Genomic DNA, 1,245 nt, shown 5'->3' with positions numbered 1-1,245 from the left:
CGGGCTGCGGGAGGGGGGTCTGCGGCAGGTCGCCGGGCTGGGGGCAGCGGGTGGGGGGCAGGGGGTGGGGCGGTCCGTACGGCTGGGCGGTCAGCGGGACGGTGGTCGCGTAGGCGTAGGGGGAGTGCGGGAGGCCGGCGCCCTTGCCGGTGAGGCGGGCGTGGTGGCGGACGTCGGCCACGAGGTAGTACACGCAGGCGCCCGCCATCGCCAGGAGGAGCAGCGGGATGCACACGTAGTCGACGCCGTTGGGGTCGGCTTCCGAGCCGTCGCGGCCGATGATCGGCAGCAGCACGCAGACGAGGACGAAGCCGGCGGCGGCCGTCCACCAGTCGGCGGCGCGGCGGCGGACGCATGCGAGGCGGACCAGCGGCGCCCACAGCAGCAGTCCCATCGAGCCGATCGCGAGCAGGGGGAACAGCACGCGCATGGACACGATCCAGGCCGGGCTGGGGACTTTGCGCGGCGCCGTGGGCGCAGGACCCGACGCGTACATGGCTGCTCCTGGAATGCCTGGTCGTGGAAGGTACGCGCGCACGGGTGCGGGCGTACGGGATCGAGCGTAAGGGGCGACACCGACAGGGGTGCCGGGGTTGTGCGGAACCGTTGTGGTTCCGATCACTTCCGCGTGACCGCGCCCTTCGTCCGGCCCGCCGCCCCCGCTGTCATTCCGGGGTGACCGTGCCGTCCGTCAGGCCGTCGTAGAGGCCCTGGACGAGTTGTCCGCCGAGGCGGCCGGCGAGCCGCAGGGCGTCCTCGAACGCGGCGAGCGCGCGGAAGCGTTCGCCGTAGCGCCGCTGTTCGGCCAGGGGCAGGCGCGGCAGTTGGAGGCGGCGGGCGTCCAGCCGGGTCGCGGTGGAGGCGTGGCTGCTGGCCTGCCGGTTGGTGGTGGTGCCGCGCAGGAAACCGGCGAGGAACCAGGGGTCGAGCACGGCCGGATCGGGGCGCAGCAGCTGGAGGTTGCGGCCGAGCGCGGCGCCCGCGGTGGCCTCGTCCACGACGCGGACGACGGTGACGCCGCCGAGTACGGGGACGACGACGTCGCCGGCTTCGACGAGGACGGGTTCCTCGGGCGTGCCGTCGGCGGGCAGGCTGCCGGAGGGGCCGGTGCCCGTGAGCACGTCGTGTTCGGTGAGGACGGGGCCGGTTCCGGTGCCGGGGCCGCCGTGCCGGAGCTGGAGGGCGCCGGCGCGGGCGAGTTCGCCGAGGGTGGTGTGCGGGCGGTGCGCGGGGGTGGCGGGGGCG

Annotated in this window: 1 protein-coding gene and 1 pseudogene; both read right to left on the bottom strand. The window is 75.5% G+C overall.

Annotated features, from left to right (window positions below; translation table 11 throughout):
• The coding region (locus tag MHW47_RS35530; protein WP_239227917.1) for a hypothetical protein at positions 1-430 on the bottom strand (430 nt) is incomplete at its 3' end.
• 235 nt (positions 431-665) lie between these two features.
• Positions 666-1,245, bottom strand: a pseudogene (locus tag MHW47_RS35525) (SAM-dependent methyltransferase); the annotation flags it as partial.

It is taken from the genome of Streptomyces sp. OfavH-34-F, from assembly GCF_022347745.1.
In the GTDB taxonomy this organism is placed as follows: domain Bacteria; phylum Actinomycetota; class Actinomycetes; order Streptomycetales; family Streptomycetaceae; genus Streptomyces.
Note: the sequence above shows the minus strand (reverse complement) of the source record. Positions and strands in the feature narration are given on the sequence as shown.